21 protein-coding genes and 2 tRNA genes are annotated in these 20,596 nt (G+C 60.6%); 12 read left to right on the plus strand and 11 right to left on the minus strand.

Features of this window, described 5'->3' with window-relative positions:
- Window positions 1-132: 132 nt before the first annotated feature.
- Window positions 133-1,929, minus strand: a complete 1,797-nt coding sequence (locus IEV64_RS17550) for a DNA methyltransferase (RefSeq protein ID WP_188424720.1) — start codon at window positions 1,927-1,929, stop codon at window positions 133-135.
- Between the two features lie 18 nt (window positions 1,930-1,947).
- Complete coding sequence (locus IEV64_RS17555) at window positions 1,948-2,124, minus strand: hypothetical protein (protein ID WP_161618825.1); 177 nt, start codon at window positions 2,122-2,124, stop codon at window positions 1,948-1,950.
- 99 nt (window positions 2,125-2,223) lie between these two features.
- Between IEV64_RS17555 and IEV64_RS17560 the strand changes: the two genes are divergently transcribed.
- The 3 genes from IEV64_RS17560 (at window position 2,224) to IEV64_RS17570 (ending at window position 5,941) form a co-directional block, all read left to right on the plus strand.
- The gene (locus tag IEV64_RS17560; protein WP_161618826.1) at window positions 2,224-2,508 is read left to right on the plus strand and encodes a helix-turn-helix transcriptional regulator; all 285 of its coding nucleotides are present in this window, start codon (window positions 2,224-2,226) and stop codon (window positions 2,506-2,508) included.
- Window positions 2,509-2,548: 40 nt separating this feature from the next.
- Window positions 2,549-4,459 (plus strand): hypothetical protein, encoded by a 1,911-nt coding sequence (locus tag IEV64_RS17565; RefSeq protein ID WP_188424722.1) that lies wholly within the window; start codon window positions 2,549-2,551, stop codon window positions 4,457-4,459.
- Between the two features lie 474 nt (window positions 4,460-4,933).
- Complete coding sequence (locus IEV64_RS17570; RefSeq protein WP_188424724.1) at window positions 4,934-5,941, plus strand: tyrosine-type recombinase/integrase; 1,008 nt, start codon at window positions 4,934-4,936, stop codon at window positions 5,939-5,941.
- Between the two features lie 14 nt (window positions 5,942-5,955).
- On the opposite strand, the gene IEV64_RS17575 is transcribed toward IEV64_RS17570, so the two are convergent.
- The 4 genes from IEV64_RS17575 to IEV64_RS17590 form a co-directional block, all read right to left on the minus strand.
- On the minus strand, window positions 5,956-6,630 hold the full coding sequence (locus tag IEV64_RS17575; protein ID WP_188424726.1) for an SHOCT domain-containing protein: 675 nt from the start codon (window positions 6,628-6,630) through the stop codon (window positions 5,956-5,958).
- Between the two features lie 81 nt (window positions 6,631-6,711).
- Entirely contained in the window at window positions 6,712-7,470 is a 759-nt protein-coding gene (locus IEV64_RS17580) for a hypothetical protein (RefSeq protein WP_188424728.1), read from the minus strand.
- Window positions 7,471-8,762: 1,292 nt separating this feature from the next.
- A tRNA-Thr gene (locus IEV64_RS17585) sits at window positions 8,763-8,834 on the minus strand.
- Between the two features lie 78 nt (window positions 8,835-8,912).
- Window positions 8,913-9,590, minus strand: coding sequence for a DUF7114 family protein (locus IEV64_RS17590; RefSeq protein ID WP_007276167.1), 678 nt, complete (start codon window positions 9,588-9,590; stop codon window positions 8,913-8,915).
- 60 nt (window positions 9,591-9,650) lie between these two features.
- On the opposite strand from IEV64_RS17590, the gene IEV64_RS17595 reads away from it, so the two are divergent.
- Window positions 9,651-10,346 carry an enoyl-CoA hydratase/isomerase family protein gene (locus IEV64_RS17595; protein WP_007276168.1) on the plus strand — a complete coding sequence of 232 codons (696 nt, stop codon included), beginning with the start codon at window positions 9,651-9,653 and terminating at the stop codon, window positions 10,344-10,346.
- A gap of 33 nt (window positions 10,347-10,379) precedes the next feature.
- Here the strand turns inward: IEV64_RS17595 and IEV64_RS17600 are convergent, their stop codons facing one another.
- A complete protein-coding gene (locus IEV64_RS17600) occupies window positions 10,380-11,210 on the minus strand; it encodes an NAD+ synthase (protein WP_007276169.1) in 831 nt (276 codons plus the stop codon).
- 324 nt (window positions 11,211-11,534) lie between these two features.
- On the opposite strand from IEV64_RS17600, the gene IEV64_RS17605 reads away from it, so the two are divergent.
- Both IEV64_RS17605 and IEV64_RS17610 read left to right on the plus strand, forming a co-directional pair.
- Window positions 11,535-11,605 (plus strand) — tRNA-Gly (locus IEV64_RS17605).
- A 335-nt stretch (window positions 11,606-11,940) separates the two neighbouring features.
- Entirely contained in the window at window positions 11,941-12,120 is a 180-nt protein-coding gene (locus tag IEV64_RS17610) for a hypothetical protein (protein ID WP_049920660.1), read from the plus strand.
- A gap of 14 nt (window positions 12,121-12,134) precedes the next feature.
- Here the strand turns inward: IEV64_RS17610 and IEV64_RS17615 are convergent, their stop codons facing one another.
- The 3 genes from IEV64_RS17615 to IEV64_RS17625 all read right to left on the minus strand — a co-directional run bounded on the left by IEV64_RS17615 (window position 12,135) and on the right by IEV64_RS17625 (window position 13,693).
- Window positions 12,135-12,314 carry a hypothetical protein gene (locus IEV64_RS17615; protein ID WP_004967471.1) on the minus strand — a complete coding sequence of 60 codons (180 nt, stop codon included), beginning with the start codon at window positions 12,312-12,314 and terminating at the stop codon, window positions 12,135-12,137.
- Between the two features lie 50 nt (window positions 12,315-12,364).
- Window positions 12,365-12,661 (minus strand): DUF7577 domain-containing protein, encoded by a 297-nt coding sequence (locus IEV64_RS17620; protein ID WP_188424729.1) that lies wholly within the window; start codon window positions 12,659-12,661, stop codon window positions 12,365-12,367.
- 114 nt (window positions 12,662-12,775) lie between these two features.
- Window positions 12,776-13,693: an acyltransferase gene (locus IEV64_RS17625; RefSeq protein WP_007276170.1), complete on the minus strand. Its 918-nt coding sequence runs from the start codon at window positions 13,691-13,693 to the stop codon at window positions 12,776-12,778.
- A 191-nt stretch (window positions 13,694-13,884) separates the two neighbouring features.
- On the opposite strand from IEV64_RS17625, the gene IEV64_RS17630 reads away from it, so the two are divergent.
- From IEV64_RS17630 to IEV64_RS17655, 6 genes are all read left to right on the plus strand, one after another.
- A complete protein-coding gene (locus IEV64_RS17630; RefSeq protein ID WP_188424731.1) occupies window positions 13,885-14,958 on the plus strand; it encodes an aldo/keto reductase in 1,074 nt (357 codons plus the stop codon).
- Window positions 14,958-15,128 carry a hypothetical protein gene (locus tag IEV64_RS17635; RefSeq protein ID WP_004041755.1) on the plus strand — a complete coding sequence of 57 codons (171 nt, stop codon included), beginning with the start codon at window positions 14,958-14,960 and terminating at the stop codon, window positions 15,126-15,128. The genes IEV64_RS17630 and IEV64_RS17635 overlap by 1 nt, the downstream gene beginning before the upstream one ends.
- Window positions 15,129-15,321: 193 nt before the next feature.
- Window positions 15,322-15,786: a hypothetical protein gene (locus tag IEV64_RS17640; RefSeq protein ID WP_007276172.1), complete on the plus strand. Its 465-nt coding sequence runs from the start codon at window positions 15,322-15,324 to the stop codon at window positions 15,784-15,786.
- A 103-nt stretch (window positions 15,787-15,889) separates the two neighbouring features.
- A complete protein-coding gene (locus IEV64_RS17645; RefSeq protein ID WP_049920661.1) occupies window positions 15,890-18,019 on the plus strand; it encodes an alkaline phosphatase PhoX in 2,130 nt (709 codons plus the stop codon).
- Window positions 18,020-18,070: 51 nt separating this feature from the next.
- Entirely contained in the window at window positions 18,071-18,529 is a 459-nt protein-coding gene (locus IEV64_RS17650) for an SHOCT domain-containing protein (protein WP_188424733.1), read from the plus strand.
- Window positions 18,530-18,581: 52 nt separating this feature from the next.
- Window positions 18,582-18,830 carry a DUF8151 family protein gene (locus IEV64_RS17655; protein WP_007276175.1) on the plus strand — a complete coding sequence of 83 codons (249 nt, stop codon included), beginning with the start codon at window positions 18,582-18,584 and terminating at the stop codon, window positions 18,828-18,830.
- A gap of 182 nt (window positions 18,831-19,012) precedes the next feature.
- Here the strand turns inward: IEV64_RS17655 and IEV64_RS17660 are convergent, their stop codons facing one another.
- A complete protein-coding gene (locus IEV64_RS17660) occupies window positions 19,013-20,542 on the minus strand; it encodes a heme-binding protein (protein ID WP_007276176.1) in 1,530 nt (509 codons plus the stop codon).
- Window positions 20,543-20,596 lie beyond the last annotated feature (54 nt).

The following is a 20,596-nucleotide window of genomic DNA, read 5'->3' on the forward strand; positions in this document are numbered from 1 at the left end:
ACCGATTTCTGAACGACGAGAAACCGAAGTCCACACAAGACCCCTCAAGGACTACTGGACGGTTCTGGATGATGAAAAGCCCGTTCCAAGCCGCTTACGAGTACATCAGTAGCGAGAGCCCAGTGCAGTGTTTTATTCTCTCGGTTTTTGGAGGATCGTGGCCCACTCGCACTCGATGACGCCCCCGTTATGTTTTCTGCCTTTGAACAGGTCGCGATTGGTGATCCTGTCCCACGCAGACCCGACTAGTCGGAATCCCTCGTCGGCTTCAAAGTCTCCGCCGTGTCCCTCGAACTTACCGAGGTTCTGTGCGATGTCGGCAACGTACTTGTGGCTGTGAATGAGTCGTTCGCCAATCGTGTTCTCACCGATGACGAAGAAGTAGTAGCCACCCGGTTTCAGGTGTTCATAGACACGGGCCAAGTTCTTGAGCATCCCGTCACCGAAGAACTTCCAAGTCACATACGCCTTGCGCTCGGCCTCGTTGTGGTCAAGATGGTGAATCGCCTCGATATCAGCGTCCAGATGGGGCAATCGGGTGTGTTCGTATTCCTCGTCTGTTCCGCACCAAATGTCACGAATCGCGGCGGGGAGTTCTCTGTCAACCTTACTCATCGACACAGAGTTAGTCCCGATGATGGACTGACGGAGTTCTTTCGCGTCGAATTTTTCGTCTTCTTCGAGGAAGTCATATATCCAGAACAGACGGAGTTTCGACCCCCTGTAGTAATTCATCGCGTTGATGTACGGAGGCGATGTGATTGCGAGGTCTACACCCTCCCGATGCTCAGGGATATCGAAGGTTCGAGCGTCACCCAACCTGATATCAACGTCGGCCTTGTGAGCGGCATTGTTCGCTACGTTCTCTGTTTGCCCTTCGTTCCCAAACGTTTGGATGGTCTGCTGGATAGTTCCGTCGCTGTAGTTTGTGTCGTATATGTCGTTCCACAGCGCAACGAGTTTACCCCGTGTCTCTTTCAGTTGTTGTGCGTGCGTGTCGAGAATGTCCGGTGGATGGTCTCCTTCCTCAATCTTCCGCCGCATCTTCTTCGATTTATACGCTTTGGAGACACCGGGATCAGCATTAGAGACCTCGAAGACCGTATTCGCAATCATCAGCGTCAGCCAGCGATCCAGGCGGGTTTTGACTTCGTCAGTGCCCATCCCAAGGTCATCAACTACCGCCTGTTCACCCTCGCCAACGTTGGAGAGTGGCTCGAAGTCACCCGCTATGAAGTCGGCGAGGGCTTTCCTGATTCGGGAGAGATCGCGGATTGCGACGGGTTCGAACCAGTGTTCCTTGTTCGTTCTGTCAAGGAATTCTGCGTCATACTCCTCATAGACCCGTTCTTCGGTCTGGTCGAGAAGTCGAAGGTACTCTTCTTCTGCGGCTTCCAAACAACTGGGCGGAATGGGTGAGGTAGAAACTTCGGAGACCAACCGGGATAGCGGATTAATTTCAATTCCTACGTAGTCCCTTCCGTTGATTTTCGCTTCGAGTCCGGTCGTACCACTTCCAGAGAACGGGTCGAGGACAAGTGGCCGTTCCCCATCTTCGTTCTTTTCTGTTGTGAACTGTCGAATAATATAGCTCGGGATATGTGGGATAAAGATGGCCGGGTGCTTGTGGATAGCGTGCGTGAGGTAGGTCGTATTAGGGATGGTTCTTCCGTCGCCTAGACCGTTGGCGAGGTCTCGGAAATCCATTTCAGGGTACTCTTCCGGTTCACCCTCGAACGCGTACTCGACACCCTCGCCTTTGGGGACGTCTCCGAGAAGGTATCCGATTTCACCCGGCGGCTCGCTCATCCCCGGATTATCCTCGAAACGGAAATCTGGGAACACTCGGTTGCCCTCCTTTCTCATCTCAACGCCCCCGTATTGAGCGTACAGAGAGCCGATTCCCCTACTGGGGGCCTCCTCAGTCATTGCTGACTCCTTTCTGTGTCATCGTTTAATACCTGCTGGAACTTCGGGAGTGTCCCCCGTCATTTTGAGATGGTCACGGTAATCCAAGAGAATACCGGCAAGCATGGCGTTGTCAAGCCCAGACTTTTCTGCCCTCTGAAGTAACTCCGAGAGTTCGCTCTGAAACGCTCCGTAGGACTCGATTTCGTCGGTCATCTTTCGGCTCTCAGTAAATCGTACTATCCAGACCCATTTAATTGTGTTGCAATATATGCAACACACATAATTATCGGAGTTATCTACTATCGTTCATCTGTGCCAAAGAAAGCGGATGTAGAACCGTCTTTTAGCGAAGCAGAACTCGAAGTAATTCGGTATTTAATCGAGCATCCGGAGATGAGCTACAAGGAAATCGCCGAGGAACGGGGAGTGGCTCGTGGTACGGTTAACAACGCTGTTGCACGAATTAGAGACAAGACCAGGGTTTCCTTTGCAACGCTTCTTGAAAGTCCTCACACGGCCGAGGTCGCCAAAGAGATTGAGGAGGATGATTTAGACGAACTTATCTCTCGGTTGAAACAGGCGCGGGGCGGTAATTGAGCCAACCACATTTATACAGTCTGTGTCGTTGTTCTGGGTTATGAATCATTTTGACCGTAAAATCATATCTATCCACGATAACGAGGAGTTGAATGAAGCGGAAGTCATACTCAAACAGACAGTGAACACGACTGTCCGAAAACTTCCGCTGGCTACGTTTCAAGAACACGAGAAACAATCGGACAACGGCGACGAAGATGGGGGAGATAAGTTAACGAACCAGAGCGTCGGTGGTGTTCAACGGGCACGCCAACTTGCAGAGGACAACCCCGGAGACACACTTCCTGCCGTCTATGGAGGTCTGTTCACAGTTGCAGAGTATTTCACCCGGTCGTTTGATGCGATCAAAGGGAAGTTCTTCGAGAAGGTGATTGCCGCCGAGGAAGACTCTCACCGCCTTGACGTCGACCGAAACCTCGGAAACCTAACCCAGTATCTCCTTGAGCCGGAACTCTGTTGGAAATCGCTCGATTACACCCGTGAAACGCTCACAGATGACGAAGAAGACAGGTTGTCTAATTTAGGCTCTGTTACGCTGAACCTCGGTAAGAACAACAAGCAGGCGAACTCGGACGCGACGCTATTCTTTGAGGACGAAGGCGTACTCGTATTCGGGGAACATCGGACAAGCGTAGTCAGCGGTGGGACGACCGCGAGACCGTCGCTGATGAGGAAACCAAAGGCGTTGGTTCGCGAGCTGACAAAATCAAACACGGTTGCCACGGTGTCCGACGAACTTGAACGGGAGTACAGTGTCCCTGCGGGCTCTTATACCCTCATCGAACTACTGAACGAAGTCGGCGTTGGTGAGATCCACTTCCACATTGGTATCCTTTTCAACGAGAAACGAACACCGGCGCGATGGGAGGAAGACCCACAGCAAGGAACGAGCCGCAGACTGATAGAGCAGTTTGAAGAAGAACTTCCAACAGACCTTACCAAAGACCTACGGGATATCAGCCTCGACGCCGACAATCTTAAATTAGAATTCGAAGTTCCCGTCTCACCGGATAGCGAGGAGTCGATTTCGTTTCATCTCTCGTTCCTCTACGGAGACGTGTATCTGAACACGATCTACAGCGGTTCGCTGGACGGTGTGGGACAAAACGGTTCACTCGACGCATTTGACTCGCCACGCTCGCTCCGAGATATAATCAGCGACAACGAGGCCGACGACCTTTGGCTGGGCTTCTCCATCGCAGAACGCGAGAACAAGGTGTTCGAGATGTCCGAGGAGGGCCGTAATAACGCGATGGCGATAGCGGATATGATTCTTGAGAGTGACACGTCGACTACGCGGCTTGCCGAGTTCCGTTCGATGTTATTGTCAGGGGAGCGCGGAAAAGCGGATCAGGAGTTGCTGTCTTTTGCACGCGACCTCGCGGAGCGGTACGACGAGAGTCGAGACAACAGATACGTTGAAGGAGTTTATGCGGGCGACCCGCTCGATTACCTACAGGATGTAGCCATCGAAGTCTTGGTGTACGACGCAATTTCCCGACCGATATTCCTGCGTCGGTTCCCGAGTATCGAGGAGGCAGAGGGAGAAGGGCAAAAGGAGCTCGCGCGGGTTCGGGAGACGTTCGAGAAATACCTCTTCAAAATCGAGTCGGACACACAGAAGAAGCGACGAATATACAGGTGCGTCCGGAATCTGACGGAGTACTCCGATAGCGGTGAAAACGTACCTGCAAGCGGTGATGACGAGGTCAACTGGGGTTCAGCACCGACGTCTTCTGACATTGGAGACTTGCTCGATATGCGGGCACCGACGAAGATTCTCAACTCAATGACTGACGGGACAAAGGACACAGATGGCGGGATTCTGGTCAATCGAGAGAACAAATACGCGGTTCCGGCATCTGTAGCGCAACTGATGGAGCCGTATATGAGAGAACTCCCTGACGACGTACAGGTGGACGTGCGGCAGGCCGACGCCACGGACTTCTAACTGATTCGGATAGCCTGAAGCGGCAAATCTGTTCTGACGCGGGGTTTCCGCCGCGTGAAGCGTCATTGGTCGGAATCGACAGACGCGAAGGGGGGTTACCGCAACCGGTGTTCCTAACGACCGCTCGATAGCGACAAGGCCCTGGTTATGCGAGGGGATAGCTTCTGGAGAATCGGGGAAGGGATACTGCTAGGCGCGCTGTGTCCGAATTATACTTTGCGCGGCACCCGCAAATCCAGGCAGAACTCACTCGCAAAGCGGAGCGTTGCTCGCTGCTCGAATTCCGGTGCAATCTCACACAGCACCCAAATCGCCCGGCAACGAGACGCCTCGCTCAACAGTTGAATTTCAAGAAGAGCCTAGGCCGGGATTTGAACCCGGGCTCTCTCCGTCGGTCGATTTGGGGCACAAGGCCCCGCGCCCGCCGGAACGGGCTGTACCGCCTGTCGGTTTAACTGGCTGTACCCAACAGCAATGAGCCTGAAACCGACACCGCCGCACGACGCGAAGAACCGCTACCTCAACGACAAGAAGCCCGGCGTCACCAAGAAGACGCTCAAGAACTACCGCACAACGACCCGCCAATTCTGTAACTGGCTGGACGAGCAAGGTATCACGAACCTCAACGACCTCGACAGTGAAGCCATCCAGCGGTACAAGGAACACCGCCTGTCCAACGTGAAGGTCATCACCGCCCGTCAGGACATGATGACCATCAAGCAGTACATCCAGTTCTGTGAACACATACAGGCTGTCCCACGAGGGATGGCAGAGATGGTTCGGATACCCTCTGTCTCAGAGAACGACGAGATATGCGACGACCTTCTCACCCGCGACGAAGCCGTGGAAATGCTGGGGTACCTCAAGAAGTACCAGTACGCCACGAACCGCCACGTCACATTACTCATCCTGTGGAAAACGGGTATGCGACTAAGTGGGCTCCGGGCACTCGACCTCAACGACTTTGACGAAGGGAGACCAGCACTCGAAATCCGTCACCGGGCAACATCAGGAACGCCGCTCAAGAACGGAGAGAAAGGAGAACGCGACGTCCTGATTACTCCAGAGACGGGCGAGGTTATCCGTGACTACGTCGACATGAACCGGAACGACGTCGTCGACGAACACGGGCGAGAGCCCCTTCTGACGTCACAGAGCGGGCGCATTGTGGAGACAACCATTCAACGGTACGTCTACACTGCCACTCGGCCCTGTTACTACAACGGCGGAGAGTGCCCCTTTGACCGTGACCCGAATACCTGCGAAGCCATGTCGTGGAACGCCTCGTCAAAGTGCCCGGGAAGTGTTAGCCCCCATGCCCTACGTCGGGGGTACGTCACCGCCGCCCGGAACGCTGGACAACCGAAAGACGTCACCGGGGAACGGGTGAATATGAGCGGGAAGGTGCTGGACAAGCACTACGACAAAGGGACAAGTGCTGAGAAAGCTGAAAGGCGGCGAAACCACATCAGAGACATATAGACTCTATATCACTTCTACATTTCATCTAACAAATTTTGTTTCTTTTCTTCAAATTCGTCATCCGTTATTAGCCCTTCATCATGGAGCTGTTTCAGCTCACGCATAAGCTCAACCGAACCTTTACTAACATCATTTTGAGACTCAGAAGACTCCCCAGCATCAGCCCGCAATACAATCCGCTCTTTGTTTTTCTTCTTCGATAATTTATCGTATGCAACGTTACCTACACCAAATGTCGACAGCCCAGTTAAAATACCAGCCAAAGCGTGTCCACCAATAGTACCACCTTTTGTAGTGGACATTATCACCTTCTCCCCAGAGTCTGAAACCTCTTCAATTTCCCAACCCTCCACTTTCCTGTCCTCAACTTGTTGTTTTAATTCAGGGTCGGATATGTCGTCAATGTCGTTTGACAGGGATTTTGTAACCTGCTCGGAGAACTCTTTTCCAACTACTTTCTCTAACTTTTCCCCGATTATTTCATCGTTCTTTTTCTTATTTTCATTATACACTTCATCAAATGATTTTCTTACTTCACTCTTCTCAGCCTCGTATCCACAATGATTACACAGGTACTCGGTTTTGCTCAGAATCCCCTCTGTCCGAGAGAAGATTTCATCCTCACCACATTCAGGACAGACACGAAAAACGTCGGAACCCGGGTCACTGCTTCCACCAAAGATGGGCATGGGCTGAAACTATCACTCAGACACATATATTTGGCTGTCATTTTCTGTTCTCCGCACTCCTTTGCATGAGAAGGATTGCGCTCAGACTGCTCTCACGATGTCCTCAGCCTGTTGAATTAATCGCTCGACTTCACGCTTGTCAGGTTCATCTTCGTTTGCATGGGCACAATCGGCACGAATCTCTGCAAGGTATCCTAACTGGCCCTTTTTTGTGTCCGTGATTTCCCCGGCGAGGTAGAGTGTTTCAGCGAGCGAGCGAATCCCATCCGAATAGTTGAAATCCATATCACGGTCGCTCACTTCACAGAGAGTCAATAGATGACGTTCAAGTGCAACTCCGGTAACTACTCCTGCGGCTCGTAGGTTTCCATCATCCCATAGAGATTTGGCTTGATAGAGTTCATCCGAGATGATTTCATCAGATATCCCTTTTCGGACCTTTAGTCGTTCAACCTCTAACTTCGGTGGAATGGACAGTAGGATATTCTTCTGCCTAGAAACAAGTCGGCGGAGAAGTCCGGTATAGGCGTCCGCCTTCATGTATTCCTTATCATCAAAGTGTATGAAATCATCCATTCCAGTGTACACTTTTCTAAAATCATCTTCACGATTCGAGATATATTCAGAAACTAGAGTTAACGCCTGATTGTACCAAATCTCATATCGTTCATCAACCTTATCCACGGTAGCCCAGTCTATGGAATCTAGTCTGATTTTACCATCATGTGATGTGGAATCATGCGCAAGGTCGTATAGAACACCGTTGATGCTCACAATCTCGTCTACTAATTTCTCTATCTTGTCTTCGACTTGTGCTAATTTCCCCTCGCCTTCGCTCATATGATTGGAGAATGTATTGACTCCTCAAAAGTTCACCCCACCCACACTTCTATTCCTGAAGACCCCGCGGGTATCATCGGGAAGCCGACCGCCAACCGCAGTGACCACGTCCTAGTTCCCATGTGACAGTCTGTCGGACACTGGTGACCACGGTGGCCCCAACAAAGTGCCCATGTGACGGTCTGTCGGGCACCACCAACCACGGTGCCCATGCTGTCACAATCTTTGTGGTACCCGGTCACCAGAGAGTTAGAAACAATTACTGAGTTTATTCAACAATCAATCACTCAGCGACACTATAATTTGTCTATACTCACCGTCCACTGATGGAGTCGTGAACCACTACGAATTTGAGACCCTTTCAGACGCCCACAGAAACTTCGTGTTGGATTTCAATCTGGTCTGAGTACCAATCATCATCTTGGGGTAAAAACCGCACACGAAGCGCCTGTGGCGGTCCGAGTATGTGCCGGGGGTCGTACCAGTACTCAGCACGATACTATCTCTCTCAGTAATCGACTACAGCGCCTTACAAGGCTGTCTACTGTACTGTGTACCCACTACGGTTACTCTCTGTTACCTCCTACTGGTATCTCCTCTGCGGAGGGTTCTCGATTATACCAACGTGTATCTACGTACTGTGTTACAACGCTGATAACAGTATACGTTATACAGTAAGGTAGGGTGTAGGTGACCAATTGTGGGTGACCAGTATACGTTATACAGTAAGGTAGGGTGGGCACCAAGAGAATTTGACCGGTGACCACGGTTGATTACAGGCGGACACTTAACAAATTTGAGAACTCATGTGGAGTTTCTAAGGCAAAATGAGAGGTGACCACGGTGACCAAAACTCAAAATGCGAGTCGCGGACACCGAAAGGAGGAAAATTGACAGGTGACCATGCAATGCATCGGTGACCAGTCATCCGCTTTGGACACCAACACTCCACGTGGTATTCATTCCAGCCCGGGCTCGGTCTTGGCGAGGGCACAGATTCCAAACGCGTGGTGAAATCTGAGAAAAATACTCTGTGCGACTAACTTTCGTGGAGGCGAATGGGCACGATTGATGTTCTAACCCCCGCGGACCTTCTCGTTGATATCCGTTCACTGGTCACATTTTCTAAAACCGTCATACAGTCCCGGGTGGTTGCGCCCGCGGGTGTCCTTAGCCACGTCAATCAACCGGCAAAATCGACCGTGAGACGGGTGGGATTCTTGGCGCTAATCGGGACAAAAACTATGTGAGAAGGGCGCTGTACTGGAATTACAGTCAGCGCCGTAGGCGCAAGCCTAGGCCGGGATTTGAACCCGGGGTCTCGTCCTTACCAAGGACGCGCTTTACCGCTAAGCTACCCAGGCAGGCATTCCTTGGTTGTCCGGGTTCCTCTTTAGGGGTTTCGATTCGAATCGCCCCGGAACCGTGGTAGCGTATGTCGATTAGCGGTCCGCGGCGGAGGTGACCGCGTCGTCGCCGCCACCGCCTCGGTAGAGCGCCGCGATTCGCTCTACGGTCCCCTCGGAGACGGTCTCGTCGGCCGGGGGGAAGTCGCCGTCGTGGGAGTCGGCCAGCCCGGCGGCGTACTCCACGAGGGCGGTCGGCGGGGCCGAGCCGACGGCCGTGGTGCCGGCGACGACGGCGAGCGTGCAGATGTTCACTTCGAGTTCGCCGTCGAGGTCCGGGCGCGCCGCCTCGTCTGCCGAGCGGCGGCGGGTCTGGTCGCGGCCGAAGGCGCGGACCGTCTCGACGGCGTGGTCGGCGGCCTCGGTTCGGGCGAGGAGGTAGAAGCCGCGCGAGACGAGCACGTCCGCCGCGAGGATGTCGAGGTCGGCGTCGGTGTCCGCCTCGGGGGAGTCGAGGTGCGACCACGGCTCGTCGTGGGCGAGCGCTCGGGTGAGCCGGAGGCCCTCGTAGATGAGTTGCACTCCGGCCGCGCGGGAGGCCAGCCCGTTCAGGTCGACCTTCGGTTCGACGGCCCGCGCGCTCACGAACGTGAGCACTGCCGGCGTCAAGGAGGCGGCGTCGAGGCGTTCGTCCAGCGCCGCGCGGAGGGCCTCGGGCTCGATGTCGGAGAGGGCCTCGCGCGCGGCCTCGCGGGCTCGCACGGCGTCGTCCATCGGCCGAGACTTACGGTTGGGAGGGCAAAGACCTTTGGAAAACCACGGCACAACGGGCGTATGATACGGACGACGGACGACGGCGACCTCCGGGTCGTGACCATCGACCGCCCGGCGCGACGGAACGCCCTCAGACCGACCGACCTCGACGCACTCGAAGCCGCGGTCACGGGTACCGATGCGCCGGTCGTCCTCCTCCGGGGGAGCGGCCCGGCGTTCTGCGCCGGCGCGGACCTCGACAGCGTCGCCGACCTCGACGACCCCGAGGGATTCGCACAACACGGCCAGCGCGTCGCCGACGCCATCGAATCGGCCGAATCAGTCGTCGTGGCCGGCATCGACGGCGCGGCCCGCGGCGGCGGCGTCGAACTCGCGCTCGCCTGCGACGTGCGGGTGGCCACCCCGCGTGCGACCCTCGGCGAGCCGGGCGTCCGACTCGGGCTGTTCGGCGCGTGGGGTGGGACCGTTCGCCTCCCGCGCGTCGTCGGCGAGGGCCACGCCCTCGAATTCTCGCTTTCGGGCCGCGTCGTCGACGCCGACGAAGCCCTCCGAATGGGGCTCGTCTCCCGAATCGTCGACGACCCGCGGGCGGTCGCGGCCTCGATGGCCGACAACGACCACCGGTCGCTCCGAATCGTCAAGGAGCGACTGCGCGACCGCGGCGACCGAGAAGAACGACTCGACCGGGAAGCCGCCGACTTCGCGGAGTTGCATCGGGCGAACGCCGACGACATCGCGGCGGCGCGCGAAAAGTGAGTTCAGCGGGCGGGGTGGCGGGTCCGTGGCGACCTACACGTCGAGCGCCGACGGCGCGGGCGGCATCGACCGCTTGTGGGCGCTCCCCTCGACGAGGCCGACCACGCGGTCGACCTGTTGTTCGGTCACGTCGAGGTGACGGACCGTCGCGGACTTCGAGAGCGGGCCGTCCACGTGGAGCGCGAGAATCGCGTCGAGCGCGTCGTAGGTGAGGCCGAGTTCGCCCTCGTCGGTCTGTCCGGACCACATCTCGGCCGACGGGGTCTGCAACACGAGGTCTTCCGGCACGCCGACGTGGGCGGCCAGCTGGCGGACCTGCTGTTTGTAGAGGTTCCCGATGGGGTTGCAGTCGACCGCCTGGTCGCCGTACTTCGTGAAGTAGCCGGTCATCGCCTCGGCGCGGTTGCCCGTCCCGAGCACGATGCGGTTCTCGTGGTTGGCGACGAAGTAGTTGAGCACCGCCCGCGTGCGGACGTAGACGTTTCCGGCGGCCATGCGGTCGTCGGCCGCCTCGGGGAACGTGTCGAAGAACGTCTCCGCGATGGGCTGAATCTCGACCACGTCGTACTCGATTTCCAGCATCTCGGCGACTCCCTCGGCGTCGCTCATCATGTCCTCGTCGTTCGCCACGCTCGGCATGACGAGCCCGTGGAGGTTCTCCTTCCCGAGCGCCTCGACGGCGAGGAAGGCGGTGAGCGTCGAGTCGATACCCCCGGACAGCCCGATGACGGCCCCATCGGCACCGGCGGCCTCGACGGTGTCTTCGATGAAGGTCGTGATGTGCTCGCGGTGCGCTTCGAGTTCCTCGTCGGACAGCAGGAGGTCGAACGGGGCGTCCTCCGAGAGAACGTCGACGGATGTCATGACCCCCGGTTGGGTCTGGGGGGCCAAATAGGCACGTGTCACGCGAAAACAATGGACGGCCGTCCAGTTTTCGCGGGGGTTCGATGGGGTGAAGCGCTACGTTCAAGTGCCCCCGCGGTCTACGAATTTTTGCTTCGGAACGCGGTTCGAAGCGGAGCGCGCCGATGTGTTGTCGAACGACGTGAGACAACGCGCGGGGCGAACGAATGTGAGCGCCGATGGGTGACTGAACGAAGTGAAGTCAGCCACGGGGCGAACGAATGTGAGCGCCGATGGTCGACCGAGCGGAGCGAGGTCGAGTCAGGGGCGCAAGCGAAGCGTAGCGCGCCGATGGTCCAGTGGTAGGACACGAGCTTCCCAAGCTCGGAGCCCGGGTTCAATTCCCGGTCGGCGCATCTTCTGAACGGAATCAGACGAGGAGCCGAACGGCTCTGAGTCCTATGGAGTGAAGAGATGCGATCCGAGGGAATTGAATCAGCGAGCAACGCGAAGCGTTGCGAGTGAGGTACAATTCCCGGTCGGCGCACTTCCGGTGAGACGCTGTCTCACCGACGTACCGTTCGCTTCACTCACGGTACTCCCTCCAGTCGTTTGCCGACCGACCTTCGCAAACCTTCGGTTTGCTCAGTTCTGGCGAGATGCTATCTCGCCAACGTGCCGCTCGTTTCACTCGCGGCACTCCCGGTCGGCGTACAACCGGTTTTATTGACAGTTGTCCGAACGGGACGACATGGAAACTGAAGCGGCCCTCCTGTCGATTCGACGCTGGCTGATGGCGCTCGCGCTGTTACTCACGGTTCAGATGTACACCGACGCAGTCGGCTGGACCGGTCAGCCGGTCCCGCTCGCGCTACTGGGCGCGGGCGTCTACGTCGCCATCGCGTTGTTTCTCACCTTCTTCGAAGAATAGCCCGCCGCGCCGACTCAGAAAAACAGGTTCTGCACGTCGTCGAACTGCGGAGACTCCGAACGGAACACCGGCTCGCGGGCGGTCTGGCGAATCATCGCGTGGCGTTCGAGGGCCGAGTCGAATTCGAGAATCGCCCGCTCGATGTCGCGGGCGAGCGCGTCGATTTCGCCGTGGAGTTCGTCGTCGTCGGCCATGATACGCGTAGTTAGTCGAGGGCTGGTAAAACGGACTCGGCTACGGGTCGTCACCGGAGCCGTCGGGTGCAGTTCCAGCAGAGGTCGAACGTGGTGTCGGCCTCGTTTTCGGCCCCGCAGTTCGGGCAGATGCGCTCGCCCGTCGGCGTCGTCTGCACGCCGGCCTGCGAGCCGTCGTCGAACGACGCCGCGATTTCGGGGTGAACGTAGCGGTCCGTCCGGGCGGAGTCTCGTCCGGTTCCCTCGCCCACCGTCGGCTCACCGCCGTTGACGAGGTACCGATAGACCAGAAGCTGGAGCAGGGTCAACCCGAGGGCGTAGACGACGATCCAACCCCAGACGTCCATCACACATTGACTTACGTTAGCATGCTATATCGGTCCTTCGGTCGAACGGGTCTGTTGAGGCTCTCGGCGGTGGTCACGGGCGATGCCGACGGGGCGGCTTCGCGTCGAAAAGGGCTACTCGCGCCGGTGGGAATCCACCGGGCCGTCGAGGTCGCGGTCGAACTCGTCGAAGGCCTCGATGTCGTCGGGGAGCTCGTAGGGAATCTCGCGCTCGTCGGCGCGGCGCTCGCCTCCGGCGTCGAGCGGTTCGGCCGCGTCCTCGAAGCCGGGCTTTACTTTCACGCTCTTGGCGGGGGAGCCGACCGCGATGTGGTGGGCGGGCACGTCGCCCTGTACGACCGACCGCGCGCCGACGATGGCGTTCTCGCCGACCGAAACGCCGGCGTTGACCATCGCGTCGTAGGTGATGCGCGCGTCGTCGCCGATGGTCGTGTGGTAGTTCCTGACCTCGGTCTGGTCGACGGTGTCGTGGGAGTGGCTGTAGATGTGGGCGCTGTCGGAGATGGAGACGCGGTCGCCGATGGTGAGCTTCCCGCGGTCGTCGAGGTGGACGTCGTCGTGGATGACGGTGTTGTCGCCGACGGAGATGTTGTGGCCGTAGGAGAAGGTGACGCCCTTGAAGATGCGGAGGTTGTCGCCGGCCTCGGCGAACAGGTGGTCGGCGAGCATCTGTCGGAACCGGAGGGCGAAGGCGACGTTGTCGGCCATCGGCGTCGCGTCGAACTGCCGCCAGAGCCACTGGAGATGCTTCGAGCGCTTGAACCGCTCGTCGTCCTTCTCGGCGTAGTACTCGGCTTCGAGCGTCGCGTTGCACGGGTCGTACCCCTGCAACCGAACCCGCGTCGCGGGCGAGACGGGCTTGCCGTTCTGCCAGCGCTCCCACGCCTCGCGGTCGCCGAACAGGTCGATGAGGGTGTCCCGAACGACCGTGCAGGTGTCTTCGTCCGAGGCGAGCCGACCGTCGACCTCGTCGATAAACGCCTGTAAGCCTTCTTCGGCGTCCTCCGGAAGCGAAACGTGGACCTTCGTCATTGCACCGTCGTAAGCCGTCGAGATTCAAAGGGATTCGGTTGTGCGAACCCCGCGTCAGGCCTCCTCCGGGCAATACTGGCTGGTTCCGGGCGTTTGCGATGCGTGAAACCGAGCGTCGCGCGGGTCCGGAGATTCCCAGCGTACGGGAACAAAACACACGGAATAAGTCGCCCCAATTCGTAGGGCCGGCCATGCACTACCGCGAACTCGGCACCTCCGGAATCGAAGTCAGCGAGGTCGGCTTCGGTGCGTGGGTCGTCGGGACCGACTGGTGGGGCGACCGCTCGGACGAAGACTCCATCGAGATGCTCCACCACGCCATCGAGCAGGGCATCGACTTCTTCGACACGGGTGACGTGTACGGCCACGGCCACTCCGAGGAAGTCGTCGGCGAGGCGCTTTCCGACTACCGCGACGAGGTCACCGTCGCCACCAAAATCGGCTACGACTTCTACAACAACCCGCAGGCCGGCCACGGCGAGCTCCCCAAGGAAATCACCGGCGAGTGGGTCCGCGAGGCGACCGAAAAAAGCCTCGAACGCCTCGACATGGAGTACATCGACCTCCTGCAACTCCACAACGCGAACGTCGACGAGGTCACGCCCGACGTGCTCGAAGCCCTCGACGAACTGAAAGAGGAGGGTCTCATCGAGGCCACCGGCTGGGCGCTCGGCCCCTCCATCGGCTGGCTGGCCGAAGGCGACATGGCCATCGAAGAGGAGTTCGACGCGCTCCAAATCGTCTGGAACGCCTTCGAGCAGGACGTGGGCAACCACTTCCTCGACACCATCCGCGAGACCGGCTCCCCGACGAGCCTCATCGCCCGCGTGCCGCACTCCTCGGGCCTCCTGAACGAGCAGGTCCGCCCCGAGACCGAACTCGGCTCCGGCGACCACCGCGGCTTCCGCCCCGACGAGTGGTACGAGACGGGCTGGGAGAAACTCGAACAGCTCCGCTTCCTCGAACGCGACGGCGAACGGACGATGGCGCAGGCGTCTATCGCCTACCTCCTCGGCTACGACGAGACCGCGGCCGTCACGCCGACGTTCCGCACGAAAGCCGACATCGACGAGTGGGCGAAGGCCTCCGACGTGCCGAAACTCACCGACGAGGAGATGACCCGCGTCGAGGAACTGTACGCGGACAACTTCGGCATCGACCGCTTCGACGGCATGGACGCGCTCCGCTCGTCGGTCGACGGCGACGACATCCGCGCGGCCGGCCTCGACAAGCGCGTCGCGAAGGGCGCGCGCAACGAAGCATAATGGGTCGCCTGAAGACCCTCCTCGGCGTCACCGCGGTCGCCCACGTCGCGCTCGCGTGGCTGGTCAGTCTCGACGCCAAGAAGCGCGGCGACGACGCCGGCAAGTGGATTGCGCTGACGCTCCTCACCGGCGTTGTCGGTGCCGCGAAGTACGTCCGCGACGGCCGCTGACGACGGCGGTCCCGCGGCGGCTCGGTCGCGCGTTCGCTCGTTTTGGTTCGTTCTGTTTCCCTCGTTTCGGACGCTCACGAGGGCTCCCGTTCGATATATATCCAACTTATAAGCCTACTACACCCCCGCCGTCGAACCCGACCGGTACGGTCGCCGCGGTGCGCTCGCGCCGGGGCGACGCGCACACCCAAACATGTCGAATTCAGCATCTCCCTCCCCCGAGACGCGGTCGGAGCGCGCGTACAGAACCTACCCGCTGGGCGTCCGAATCGTCGAGTACGACGACCCAGATGAGGAGGGTCGCCGATACGGCTTCCGCGCGCCCGACCACGCGGGCCGCGAGTTCGACGACCCCGACACGGCCGCGCTCTACGCCGACGTCTACTTCGACGTGAACGGGTTCGTCGAGGCCGGTACGGGCGACCGCGGCGTGCCGCCGGAAATCATCCAAGCGGGCCGCGACACCCTCGCCGCGTACTTCCTGACGCACCCCTACGCCGACGCCGACTGGGTGGCGTCGTTCTACGGGAAAAAGCGGGCGCGAATCGAGCGCTACGTCGCGGCCGTCCGACGACGCGCCGAGGAGATTCGAGACGGGGTCGAGGCGCTCGAACGCGAGGGTAAGCCAGTCGCGGACGACGCGTCGGCCGCGGAGTGAGACCGGACCGCTATATAATCAACAGACCGCTCTCCCTCGGACAGTATTGCAACCTTGTTGTCATATAAATCTACACGGGGGCCGGTTCCGCTTCTTCGGTCGCATGGTGGAATTCACTCGGCGAACCCTCATGGCATCGTCCGTCGCCGCCGCGCTGGGAGCGAGCGTGGCAGGCGTCGGTCAGGCGGCCGACCCCGACGACCCGAACACGCCGCGCGCACCGCTCGTGCGCGGCGAACTCAAGCGGTTTTCGACGACGGCGTTCGGCGCGGAAGTGACCGGTCCGTTCGTCTTCGGCGACGGGTCGCTCCTCTACAGCCTCCAGCACCCCGACCGCGAGAACCCCGCGCCCTACGACAGGGCGGCGGTCGGCTACTTCTCCGGCTTCCAGTTCTCGTTCGACGGCGAGAGCGACTTCGACGAGCTGTCGACGCCCGAGACGGACGCAGAGCGGCGGACGGTCCGGTCCGCCGCCGGCGACTACGAGATTCTGGCCCGCGAGCGCGACGTCATCAACGGCGGGTCGGAACTCCTCGGCGTGCCGCAGACGCCCGACGGAACGAACATCACGAGCGACCAGTTCAGCGGGTCGAAGTACGCCGACGCGGGCTACACCCCCGACTGCAACCAGTTCGTCGCCACGAACGACGAGGAGACCGAAGGCTACCTGTTCACCAACTGGGAGGCGAGTCCGGGTAACGTCTCGCGGATTCCGCTCAGTCGGGACGACGACGGCTCGTGGACCGCCGACCTCGAAAACGCGCTGAACCTCGCCAACACCGACGCCCTGCGCGACCTCGGGGGGACGCGAATCAACTGCTACGGCGACCTGAGCCCGTGGAACACGATGCTGTCGGCCGAGGAGAACTACGGCCACCCGCGCGTCTCGCTGACCGCGACGGTCGGCGACATCGTCGAGAAGGGGACGGGCAAGGGGCTCCGCGGCGCACACGAGTTCTGGAACCGACCCAACCCGACCGAGATTCAGGCGGCCGTCGACGACTACTACGGCGACGAGTCGTGGTTCGTCCAGAGCTACTGGGCGGTCGCGGGCGTCGAACTCCTCGCGTACTACCTCGGCGCGGAGCCGGTCGACCAGTCCGGCGACGGCAACGACCTGACGCCCATCGGCGACGTCTACCCCAACCCGTACCGCTACGGCTACATCGTCGACGTCCGCGACCCGGCCGCCGAGACCCCCGAGCCGGTCAAGTACTACGTCATGGGCCGGGCCGCGTGGGAGTGCCCCGACGTGCAGTCCGACGAGCGGACGGTCTACCTCGCCTCCGACGGCGACAGCAAGGGCGTCTACAAGTTCGTCGCCGACGAGCCGATTCCGAGCTACGACGACCCGATGGACCTCGCCGGAACGCTCTACGCGCCGTACGTGACGAACCGCGACGCCGCGGTCGAAGCGCCCCCGGCAGACGTGAACCTCGAAATCGAGTGGGTCGAACTCGGGCACGCGACCAACGCGGAAGTCGCGGCGTGGGTCGCGGAGTACGACGGCGTCACGCAGGTCGACTACCTCGAAACCCACACGGACTGGGAGGAGGGCGACGAGGTGACTCCCGAACTCCTCGAAGCCGCCGACAGGGCGGTCGTCGAAAACGGCAACCGCGACTACGTCACCGACGAGGAAATCGTCGAGTGGGCCGACCAGTACGAGGCGGCCGGTCCCGGTGGCGTGGACGAGAGACTCCGACGCGTCCCGTTCCTCGAAACCCGCGCGGCCGCGAAGGAAATCGGCGCGACCATCGAGTTCAACAAGGCCGAGGGCATCGACAGCGTCGACGGCGCGGAACCCGGCGACTACGTCTACTTCGGCATCTCCGAACTCAACGACGACATGTCGAACGACGCGGGCGACCTCCAGTTCCAGCGCGTCGACGGCGGCGTCGTCTACCGCGCGGAACTGGCGGCCGATTACAACGTCTCGACGCTCGAACCCGTCATCGTCGGCCCCGACGCGAGCGACCCCGCCGCCGTCGCCGACGACGCGCTCATCAACGTCGACAACCTCGACGTGATGGACGACGGCCGCGTGCTCTGTTGCGAGGACGCCGACCAGTTCGGCCGCTCGTACAAAAACGACTGCCTCTACGTCTACACGCCCGAAGACGGCGACCGCGGCCACGGGAACGACCCCGACGGCGACGACGCCGACAACCCGGGGCGAGGCGACGGTGACGGCACTCCGGGACGCGGCAACGGGAACGGAAACAGCGACTAACCCGCCTCGCTCGGACGCGGTTTTTTGTATTTAGAGAGACACGTCCGACCGATGGTTCTCGAACGATTCGGTTCGGTACTCTCCCGCGAGGCCCGCGTCGTCGCCCGAAGCCCGCCGCTTTTGGGAGCGGTCACCGGGGCGTGGTTGATGCTCATCGCGCTGATGATGGGGCTCGAAGCGCACCTCGCCGTCGTCTGGTTTCTCGTCGTCGCGCCGACGGTGATGGCGCTGGCGTACGCCGGGCGGCGCGTCCGTCGCCGCGTCCGCGGCGACCCCGACGGCGAAGGCGAGTGGACGGGGTCGGCGGACGGTTCCGGGTACGACCCGGTCGACGACGAGTCGGCCATCGAGCGACTGCGGGAGCGCTACGCCGCCGGCGAGCTCTCCGACGAGGAGTTCGAGCGCCGCCTCGACAGACTGGTCGAGACCGAAGACCTCCTCGCCGGGTCGCAATCGCGGGCGCAGGCTCGGGCGACAGACGAGTCGGAACCGACTTTCGAGCGGAACTGAAGCCGATTCGAGACCGAAAAAGCCACAACGCTCGACCGAGTTCGGGACGACTATGCGTAGTTCACTCGTCGACGTGCTCCCGGACCTCCTCGAACTCCTCGTCTTCGGCCTCGGCAGTGCGGGGCTTTCCCTCGCCGGCGCGTACATCGAGCGCTTCGCGTTCGTCACCTTCGAACAGGGCAACGTCGAAATCGCCGCGTGGGCGGTCGTGATGGGCGCGGTGGCGCTGTACTTCGCGTACAACGTCGGGGCCGACAAGGTCCGCCCGAAGCTCCGAGACGTTCGCGCCGCGCTCGCGTAAAAAGCCCCGTCCCTATTTTGACGTTCGACTGACTCGGGCGAGGAAGACGTGTCGCGGCCGGTCCGCCAGCACGTACACGCCACCTTTTCCTGCGCTCGCTCCGCTCGCTGGCAAAGTCTGGACCAAAAAGGTTCGTCACCCCCGTATGGGGGTTCCTCACCCCGCTCCCGATGGTCGCGGAGCTACGCTAAGAACACGTGTCGCGGCCGGTCCGCCAGCACGTCGCGGCCCCACTGGACCGTGTCGCGGAACGCGTCCGAGCGGAAGAACTCCATCGCGTCGTCCTGCGAGCGCCACTGGCTGGCGATGAACATGTCGTCTTCGTCCTCGACGTTGACCATCAGGTCCGTGTCGAAGTGGCCGTCCATCTCTTCGAGGAGGCCGCCGACGGTGCCGAACTTCTCGACGAAGTCGCCGCGGTGTTCGGACTTGACGGTGTAGAACATCCCCATCGTGCCGAAGCCGGACTCCTCGCCGGCGCGCTCGACGATGCCGGGAAGCTCCGAGAGGAAGCCCGCGGCGGTCTCGGCGGCCGACGCCGTCTCCCAGATGGAGACGACGGCGACCCGGCCGCGCTCGTTGGCCTCGTAGACGGCCGTCTTGACGTGCGTCGGGTAGTGGTCGAAGTTGCCCCGGAGGCCCTCGACCTCGTCGAACAGCTCGTCGGCGTCGGCCTCGGAGTAGAGGACCGTCGCGTACACGTCCTCGCCGTGGGGCTTGCCGGCGTAGATGTTCAGGTCTTCGAGCTGTCCCCGGATGTCCTCGTCGGCGCTCTCGTCGCCGCCGTCGTCGCCGTGGTGGTGTCCACCGTCGTCGCCGTCGCCGTGGTGCTGTCCGCCTTCGCCGCCGTGATGGTGTCCGTCGCCGCCGTGGTGGTGGCCACCCTCGCCGTGCGCGTGCGCGCCGTGGTGGGACTCGTCTTCGAACTCGCTGGTCGGGACGCCGTCGCCCGCGAGGAACGCGCCGAGGTCAGACGGCGGGAAGCGCCGCCCGACGTAGAACTGGCCGAACTCGCCGTACTTCGAGGACACCTCGTCGAAGCGCATCTCGTAGACGATGTCCTTGATGTCGGTCGGGTCGTCGCCGAACAGCGTGACGCCCCACTCGTAGTCGTCGAAGCCGACCGAGGAGGCGATGACCTGCTTGATTTTCCCGGCGTACTGCCGGCCGGTGTCGCCGTGGGTGGACATCAGGTCGCGGCGCTCGTCGAACGAGAGGTCGTACCAGTTGTGCTCCTCGCCGCGGCGCTTCGACATCGGGTAGAAGGACATGTAGGTGTCCTCGGGGATGTCAGGTTTGAGCTTGCCCTCGATGTAGCGGAGCAGGCCGGTGTCGATGTCCTCCTCGTTGCCCTCGAAGTAGTCGTCCGAGACGTAGCCGGACACCTCGGTGACGGAGACGTAGGAGGTCGGCTGTTCGGTGAAGGCCGCGAGCGCGGTCTGCTCGAACTGCCGTTCGGCGCGCGAGACGTCGTCCAGCGTCGGCCGGAAGTGGACGACCACGAAGTCCGCCTTGTGGCCGAGGACGGAGAAGACGGCGGACGCGCCCGCCTCGGCGTCCTCGACCGCCTCGTGGGCGTCGAGGTACGCGACGCCCTCCTCGATTGCGCGGCGGCGCTCGTGTTCGGGCGCGTCACGCCACGCGTCCCAGTCGACGGTTCGGAAGTCGTGCAGCGCGAACCAGCCCTCGTCGGTCTGTGGGGCCTCTACCATACCGTGGCCTAGGGAGTCATCCGGTATTGAAGTTGCGAGTCGTTTTCGCGGTTC

The organism is Haloferax sulfurifontis (genome assembly GCF_014635105.1).
Lineage (GTDB): Archaea > Halobacteriota > Halobacteria > Halobacteriales > Haloferacaceae > Haloferax > Haloferax denitrificans.

Excerpts from the sequence above, each read along its gene's own strand:
- IEV64_RS17550 (WP_188424720.1), bottom strand. The coding sequence starts at position 1,929 with ATGACTGAGGAGGCCCCCAGTAGGGGAATCGGCTCTCTGTACGCTCAA.
- IEV64_RS17555 (WP_161618825.1), bottom strand. The coding sequence starts at position 2,124 with ATGACCGACGAAATCGAGTCCTACGGAGCGTTTCAGAGCGAACTCTCG.
- IEV64_RS17565 (WP_188424722.1), top strand. The coding sequence starts at position 2,549 with ATGAATCATTTTGACCGTAAAATCATATCTATCCACGATAACGAGGAG.
- IEV64_RS17570 (WP_188424724.1), top strand. The coding sequence starts at position 4,934 with ATGAGCCTGAAACCGACACCGCCGCACGACGCGAAGAACCGCTACCTC.
- IEV64_RS17575 (WP_188424726.1), bottom strand. The coding sequence starts at position 6,630 with ATGCCCATCTTTGGTGGAAGCAGTGACCCGGGTTCCGACGTTTTTCGT.
- IEV64_RS17580 (WP_188424728.1), bottom strand. The coding sequence starts at position 7,470 with ATGAGCGAAGGCGAGGGGAAATTAGCACAAGTCGAAGACAAGATAGAG.
- IEV64_RS17590 (WP_007276167.1), bottom strand. The coding sequence starts at position 9,590 with ATGGACGACGCCGTGCGAGCCCGCGAGGCCGCGCGCGAGGCCCTCTCC.
- IEV64_RS17595 (WP_007276168.1), top strand. The coding sequence starts at position 9,651 with ATGATACGGACGACGGACGACGGCGACCTCCGGGTCGTGACCATCGAC.
- IEV64_RS17600 (WP_007276169.1), bottom strand. The coding sequence starts at position 11,210 with ATGACATCCGTCGACGTTCTCTCGGAGGACGCCCCGTTCGACCTCCTG.
- IEV64_RS17610 (WP_049920660.1), top strand. The coding sequence starts at position 11,941 with ATGGAAACTGAAGCGGCCCTCCTGTCGATTCGACGCTGGCTGATGGCG.
- IEV64_RS17615 (WP_004967471.1), bottom strand. The coding sequence starts at position 12,314 with ATGGCCGACGACGACGAACTCCACGGCGAAATCGACGCGCTCGCCCGC.
- IEV64_RS17620 (WP_188424729.1), bottom strand. The coding sequence starts at position 12,661 with ATGGACGTCTGGGGTTGGATCGTCGTCTACGCCCTCGGGTTGACCCTG.
- IEV64_RS17625 (WP_007276170.1), bottom strand. The coding sequence starts at position 13,693 with ATGACGAAGGTCCACGTTTCGCTTCCGGAGGACGCCGAAGAAGGCTTA.
- IEV64_RS17630 (WP_188424731.1), top strand. The coding sequence starts at position 13,885 with ATGCACTACCGCGAACTCGGCACCTCCGGAATCGAAGTCAGCGAGGTC.
- IEV64_RS17635 (WP_004041755.1), top strand. The coding sequence starts at position 14,958 with ATGGGTCGCCTGAAGACCCTCCTCGGCGTCACCGCGGTCGCCCACGTC.
- IEV64_RS17640 (WP_007276172.1), top strand. The coding sequence starts at position 15,322 with ATGTCGAATTCAGCATCTCCCTCCCCCGAGACGCGGTCGGAGCGCGCG.
- IEV64_RS17645 (WP_049920661.1), top strand. The coding sequence starts at position 15,890 with ATGGTGGAATTCACTCGGCGAACCCTCATGGCATCGTCCGTCGCCGCC.
- IEV64_RS17650 (WP_188424733.1), top strand. The coding sequence starts at position 18,071 with ATGGTTCTCGAACGATTCGGTTCGGTACTCTCCCGCGAGGCCCGCGTC.
- IEV64_RS17655 (WP_007276175.1), top strand. The coding sequence starts at position 18,582 with ATGCGTAGTTCACTCGTCGACGTGCTCCCGGACCTCCTCGAACTCCTC.
- IEV64_RS17660 (WP_007276176.1), bottom strand. The coding sequence starts at position 20,542 with ATGGTAGAGGCCCCACAGACCGACGAGGGCTGGTTCGCGCTGCACGAC.